Raw genomic sequence first — 5,876 nt, forward strand, 5'->3', positions numbered from 1 at the left:
CCGGGCTCTCGCCCGAACCTTTCGCCGAGTTCCGTGCCGGCGCCCACGCCAGACCATACCCAGCCTGACACGCCGCAAACGGCAGTGGCCGATGTCGTCGGGCGCTTGCTCAACATCCCCGCCAAAACTCGGCTTTCTCAACGACCCCAGAAAAGACATCGGAATGCGTACCCCGCTTTCTCGATCCTCGAAAGTCGTTCTGACGGGCGGCACCTCGGGCATCGGAGCCGAGATGCTGGAAAAGCTCCTGTCCGCCGGGCACTCCGTCATTGTGCTGGCACGAAGCGCAAACCGGCTCGAGCCGCGCAACGGACTGGAGGCGATCGACATCGACTTGGCCGATCCTGCGGCGGTCAGGGCGGTGGCAGCCGACATCGCGGCGCGCCATGCCGATCTGAGCGTGCTCATCAACAATGCGGCGCTCCAATATCCCGTCGCCTTGACCGATCCCGATTTCGATCCCCTGCAGATGGACGCCGAAATTGCGGTCAATCTGCTGGCCCCGGCATTGCTGACCCACGCATTTCTGCCGGGTCTGAGACGGCAGGGCATCGGGACCGCGATCGTCAATATCTCCTCGGGACTGGCTCTCCTCCCGAAGCAGCGGACGGCGCTCTATTGCGCGACCAAGGCGGCGCTGCACAGCTTTTCCCAGAGCCTGCGCTACCAGCTCGAAACGGACGGGGTGGCGGTGATCGAGGCGATCCTTCCCCTGGTCGAGACCCCGATGACGGCGGGGCGCGGCAGCGGAAAGATATCGGCTCGCGATGCCGCGGAGGCGATCCTGGCGGGCGTCAGGTGTGCGCGGCCGGAAATCCATGTCGGAAAGGCGAGGCTCTTGCCGCTGATATCCAGGCTGGCGCCCGGGCTCAGTCGCAGGATGATGCGCGGCTCATGAAGGGCCTTCTGAAAGTCGCGCTTGTCCTTGCGCTCGCGTTCGCTTCAACCGCGCTCATCGTCAAATCGACAGGTCTGGTCTCCGAGCGCAGTGCGCTGGCCTTCATCGAGGCCGCGAAGGAGATCAATCCGCTCTATCTGGGGGCGGGTGTCGTCCTCCTGCTGGCGATCGACCTCTTGATTGCAGTGCCCACGATGACGACGATCCTGATCGCGGGATATGCGATGGGCCCGCTCCTGGGCGGAGCCTCCGCCACCACCGGGCTGATGCTGCTGGGGCTCGGCGGATATGGGATGGGGCGCCGCTTTGGCAGACCCGTCCTCGCCAGGCTTTTCAAGGATGGCGAAAAGCTCGCGGAGATCGAGCGAGCCTTTGCGAAGAACGATCTGCTCACGCTGTTTGCGTGTCAGGCGCTACCGATCCTGCCCGAGCTCAGCTGCACCATTGCCGGAATGACCCGGATGCGGTTTCGACGTTTCCTGTTCGGCTACTGCGTCGGCGTCATACCCTTTGCCTTCATCGTCGCCTGGGCAGGTTCGAAGAGCACGCTCAGCAATCCCGCACCGGCGATCTATGCTGCGATCACCTTCAGTGTGGGACTTCTGCTCGCCTGGACACTCATCCGCAGGCGATCTACCCGCAGCGCCTGAGCCATGACGATCCCTCGGCGGGCGGGCAAAGGGCGGCGCCCCCTTTCCCGGAACCTGCTCCACCGATGCTCGTTCTCTTCCTAGAAGGAGAACAGCCATGTCCGGAGACAAGCAAACCATCATCGATCTCGAGACGCGCTTCTGGCAGTCCATGGTCGACAAGGATGCAAAGCTCGCGAAATCGATGATTGCCGAGGAATGTCTGATCACCGGCCCGATGGGGGCGATGAAGATCGACCCCGCCAAGTATGAAGCCATGACGGAAGAAGGCCGGTGGACGCTGCGGAGCTTCAAGCTCAGCGATGTCGATGTGATCATGCCGACCGACGAAGTCGCCGTCATCGCCTACAAGGTGCATCAGAAGGGCGACATGAAGGGCAAACCCATGGACATGAAATGCGCGGATAGCACGACATGGGTCAGGGACGGCCAATCCTGGAAATGCGCGCTCCACACCGAGACGATGCTGGAGAATGCCTGAGCGCGCTGGTTTGACTGCCTGGTGGCGAGCCGGTTCGTCCGATCACCGGATCGCCATGGGCGAATGCCGCATGCTGGAAGCTGCGGTCATCCGCGCTCCCGACGAGGAGCATGGCATCCGAGGCGATCACCGAGAGGCAGAACCCCGCTATACCTTGCGCGCAATTTCTCCTGCCTTCGACATCGCGTAAGAGCGAGCAGGACGGGGCTCGGTCTGCATCGCCCCAGCGAAGGATAGGATTTTGGCCTTTCTGACTGAACCGGAGCCGCCGCGCGGCCGGCCGATGGAGGTTGTCCCCGGCATCTCCCGTATCGTCGCCAATAATCCGAGCCTGATGACCTATCGTGGCACCAATACCTATCTGATCGAGGATGGCGACGGCTTCGTGGTTCTCGATCCCGGCCCCGACGATGCCGGGCATCTCGACGACATCCTGCGCGCCACGGGCGGTGCGGTTTCTGCGATCGTGCTGAGTCACACCCATTCCGACCATCTCGGCGCGACCGCCGGCCTGAAGGCCCGCACCGGCGCGAAGACATACGCCTACCATCTCAGCGCCGATGACGCCTTTATCCCCGATATCCTGCTGAAGGACGGCGACACCGCATTGGGGATGACGGCGATCCACACGCCCGGACACGCCTCCGACCATCTCTGCTTTGCCTTCCGGGACGGGATCCTGTTCAGCGCCGACCACGTCATGTCCTGGTCGAGCAGCATCGTCGCGCCGCCGGGCGGTGACATGGCCGATTACGTTGCAAGCCTACGGCTGATGCTGGCGCGCGACGACAGCCTGTATCTGCCCGGGCATGGGCCGCCGCTGCCCAATCCGCAGCCCTATGTCGCCGAGCTGCTGGAGCATCGCCTCAGGCGCGAGAACGCCATTGCCGATGCGTTGAAGGCAGGGCCGCAGGGAACCTGGGATCTCGTCGATCTGCTCTATTCGCAAACCGATCCATGGCTGCGGCGCGCCGCGGAGCGCAATGTGGCGGCGCATCTGCTCAAGCTCAGGGATGAAGGGCGCGCAGCAGTGTCGGATGAGAAGTGGATCTCGGTCTGACGAGGTCGGGGCGTCCCGCGCCCCTCACCGCTCGATCAGGCGGCGCTCGGTGCGGGCGGCCGCCCATTCCACGAAGGTCTTCGGGCAACTCGTGGCCGCATAAAAGATGAACGGGTCGGCCTCGGCCTTGGCATTCTCCAGAAGGTGCCATTCGCCGAGATAGAAATTCGCCTCGCAGGTCTGTTCGCCATGCGTGATCGGGTCTCGGCTCTGCGTTGCCGCGCGCAAGACGTTGCGGTCGATCTCGCCGCGATAGAACTGGATGATCGGGGCTGGCCAGACAGTCATGTCGACCCCCTTGGCCGCCGAGGCGAGCCGCCCCCCTCGCCCCGAACGTGCGGAGACGATGTGCAGCCACAGGGCGGCATAGGCGTCTTCGGGCTTCAGCGTGAGAGCCCGTTCCAGGTCCTGAATGGCCTTCTTGGGCCGGCCGTCGAAGAAGGCAAGCCAGCCGCGATAGCGCAGTATGCCGGCATTGTCCGGCTCCATGGCGAGCGCCTGATCGAGCCTAGTGATCGCGTCGCGCTGCCGGCCCATGGCGTCGAAGATACCAGCCAGATCGACCAGCGCCTGGGTGCTGGATGGTTGCAGGCGAACCTGGACTTCTGCGTCTTCAAGCGCCGCGTCAAGCAAGCCGAGCGCGAGTTCAGTCTGTGCGCGCCAGCCATAGATCGCGGGCATAGGCGGCGCCGTTGTGGCGCTCGCGCGTGTGAAGAGGTCGCGCGCGGCTTCCCAGTCTCGCGCCTTGCGCCGCGCTTCGCCCACGACAAGGAAGGCGTTCTGCTCGACCTCGGGAAGACTGGCCGGGGACAGGGCCGCCTGGGTCCTGCTGACCAGCGTCAAGGCCCTCTCGCGCGCAGCCTTGTCGTTGCCGACCGCGACGGCATGGGCGAGATGGCTGCGCGGATCGCGCGGATACTGGCGAACGAGCTCGGCGGAGCGTGCGAACCATTCGGCATCGGTCTTTGGCACTTGCTCCGGCGGGATGGTCAACCGCGCCAGGGCGACGTCACCAAAGCCCGCCCGCGGAATCGAGAGGAATGTCAAGGCTGTCAGGCCGAGTGCGACTGCAAGCGCGGGGCGGGCCCAGCGCGGACGCCGCGTCCCGGCATCCCAGGACCGCAGGATCAGGGCGCCGAGCATGGCCCCGGTAAGAGCACCGCCGCCATGGCTGGCATGGTCGAGCTCTCCAGCCGCGAGCCTGCCGCCGGCGAGGAAGGTTGCGAGCAGGATCGCGACGCAGAATGCCTGCAGCCAGAGCCGGCGGGCATCGTCGGCAAGCCGGAGGCTCACCACGAGGCCCGCAGCGATCACGGCCATGATCGCGCCGGAAGCCCCTGCACCAATCAGGATTGCCGGGTTCACCAGGATCGAACCGAGAGCCCCCGCAAGCCCTCCAAGCAGGAAGATGGCGAGAAGCCAGCCCCTCCCGAGGACCGGCTGGAGGAACCAGCCGGCAAGCGCGAGAATGACGACATTGCCGATCAGATGCGCCGCGCTCCAGTGCAGGAACATGGCGAGGACCAGCCGGTACCATTGCCCGGCCTGAATGGCGAGTTCGCTGGAGACGCCGCCGAACAGCACGATGGTCACGCCGGTGACGCCAAGGCTCTGGGACCGGACATAGGTTTCGGCCAGTTCGCCGATGAAGACGAGGATGAGGAGAGCCGCCAGCGCCAGCGTCGCCCAGGGGATGGGCCGGAGACCGGCGGACAGCGCGGCTTTCCGCGAAGCGTCGCCCGAAATGCCAGTTTCTGCACCAGGAGGCTGCTCAGATGCGACCTCCCTGGCCCCGTTCACGAGGCGGAGCACGGTGGTTCCTGCGGCTTCGTCGTAGAAGGCGTCGCGACCTCGCGCGATCGCGTACAAGGCGGCGATCACCGCCATGGCGAGCGGCAAGTTGCCGAGGAAACCCAGGATGGATGCCAGATCGTTCGGAAGCGGCGCCCCTGAGCGAAGGGCCGCGAACAGCAGGATCGCCATTGCCAGAGGCGCCACGCCGGGCAGCGCGAACAGGATGTAGCGCCGGGCGAGCGCGGCGCGGATCTCTGCTGCAGCGACCGGCTCGTCCCACCGCGGCAGGACGCGCAGGGACAACAGATGGCGTCCGAGGCTCGGCACGCCGCGGATCTCCAGCAGCCACCGCATCAGCGCCAGCAGCGGCCATTGCAGGACCGACAGGTCGAAGGCCAGCGTCATCTGGTACTCAGCGCTCAGCGCATAGCTGAGCGAGGTCGTGACGCTTGAACCGGCCTCCTGCCGCGACAGCGTGTAGAGCCGGGCGGTCGGCTGCCCCAACAGCGATTTCGTGCAGATGCTCTCTGAAGTCGGCCGGAAGCCGGCCGGGATCTCGATCGTCGCGGGGCGGCCTTGCGCGGGCCGGCAGTCCGTCATGAAGCTCGAGCCGTCGATCAGCGCCCCGTTCGAGAGCGGGAACAGGACGGCCGCCAGTGCCTGGGTGACGATCATCACGACGACAAGATCGATCAGGAAGGCCAGGCCGCGGCGCAGAACGCCGCCCTTCACCCAATCCGGTGCGTCCCGCATGCCCCATCCCGATCATGGCCGCCAGCGTTGCGCTGCTTTGGTCGGCCGCAAGCTCAGGTTGTCATGAATAGGGCGCGCCGCTCAGCTTGTCACGGTCTCGCCAGGTCGGCCGGCATATGCCACGTCTACCGGCAAAGGATTGACTCCATTGCCTTTATTTCTCCGCCTTGCCCAGCAGTTGCGAGGCCGCCAGAAGCAGCGAGGTGATCACGATCATGATGGTCGAGATCGCCGCGATGG

At 65.3% G+C, this 5,876-nt stretch carries 6 protein-coding genes; 5 read left to right on the plus strand and 1 reads right to left on the minus strand.

All coding sequences use genetic code 11. The annotated features are described in order from the left end of the window. Positions 1 to 163 precede the first annotated feature (163 nt). The 5 genes from AC1DRP_RS34250 (at position 164) to AC1DRP_RS34270 (ending at position 3,089) form a co-directional block, all read left to right on the plus strand. A complete protein-coding gene (locus AC1DRP_RS34250) occupies positions 164 to 898 on the plus strand; it encodes an SDR family oxidoreductase (RefSeq protein ID WP_441506682.1) in 735 nt (244 codons plus the stop codon). Next, positions 895 to 1,548: a TVP38/TMEM64 family protein gene (locus AC1DRP_RS34255; protein WP_476770864.1), complete on the plus strand. Its 654-nt coding sequence runs from the start codon at positions 895 to 897 to the stop codon at positions 1,546 to 1,548. The genes AC1DRP_RS34250 and AC1DRP_RS34255 overlap by 4 nt, the downstream gene beginning before the upstream one ends. A gap of 97 nt (positions 1,549 to 1,645) precedes the next feature. Next, positions 1,646 to 2,029 carry a nuclear transport factor 2 family protein gene (locus tag AC1DRP_RS34260; protein WP_441491096.1) on the plus strand — a complete coding sequence of 128 codons (384 nt, stop codon included), beginning with the start codon at positions 1,646 to 1,648 and terminating at the stop codon, positions 2,027 to 2,029. Continuing rightward, entirely contained in the window at positions 2,022 to 2,219 is a 198-nt protein-coding gene (locus tag AC1DRP_RS34265) for a hypothetical protein (RefSeq protein WP_476770865.1), read from the plus strand. Before AC1DRP_RS34260 ends, AC1DRP_RS34265 begins: the two co-directional genes overlap by 8 nt. Before the next feature lie 51 nt (positions 2,220 to 2,270). After that, positions 2,271 to 3,089 (plus strand): MBL fold metallo-hydrolase, encoded by an 819-nt coding sequence (locus AC1DRP_RS34270; protein ID WP_441506680.1) that lies wholly within the window; start codon positions 2,271 to 2,273, stop codon positions 3,087 to 3,089. Between the two features lie 24 nt (positions 3,090 to 3,113). On the opposite strand, the gene AC1DRP_RS34275 is transcribed toward AC1DRP_RS34270, so the two are convergent. Further along, a complete protein-coding gene (locus tag AC1DRP_RS34275; RefSeq protein WP_441506679.1) occupies positions 3,114 to 5,636 on the minus strand; it encodes a rhomboid family intramembrane serine protease in 2,523 nt (840 codons plus the stop codon). Positions 5,637 to 5,876: the final 240 nt, after the last annotated feature.

The sequence above is a fragment of the Allobosea sp. 01N443 genome (genome assembly GCF_056399325.1).

What these genes read in the sequence shown, in the direction of transcription:
- AC1DRP_RS34260 (WP_441491096.1), top strand. Translation starts at nt 1,646, where the DNA reads ATGTCCGGAGACAAGCAAACCATCATCGATCTCGAGACGCGCTTCTGG.
- AC1DRP_RS34250 (WP_441506682.1), top strand. Translation starts at nt 164, where the DNA reads ATGCGTACCCCGCTTTCTCGATCCTCGAAAGTCGTTCTGACGGGCGGC.
- AC1DRP_RS34275 (WP_441506679.1), bottom strand. Translation starts at nt 5,636, where the DNA reads ATGCGGGACGCACCGGATTGGGTGAAGGGCGGCGTTCTGCGCCGCGGC.
- AC1DRP_RS34255 (WP_476770864.1), top strand. Translation starts at nt 895, where the DNA reads ATGAAGGGCCTTCTGAAAGTCGCGCTTGTCCTTGCGCTCGCGTTCGCT.
- AC1DRP_RS34265 (WP_476770865.1), top strand. Translation starts at nt 2,022, where the DNA reads ATGCCTGAGCGCGCTGGTTTGACTGCCTGGTGGCGAGCCGGTTCGTCC.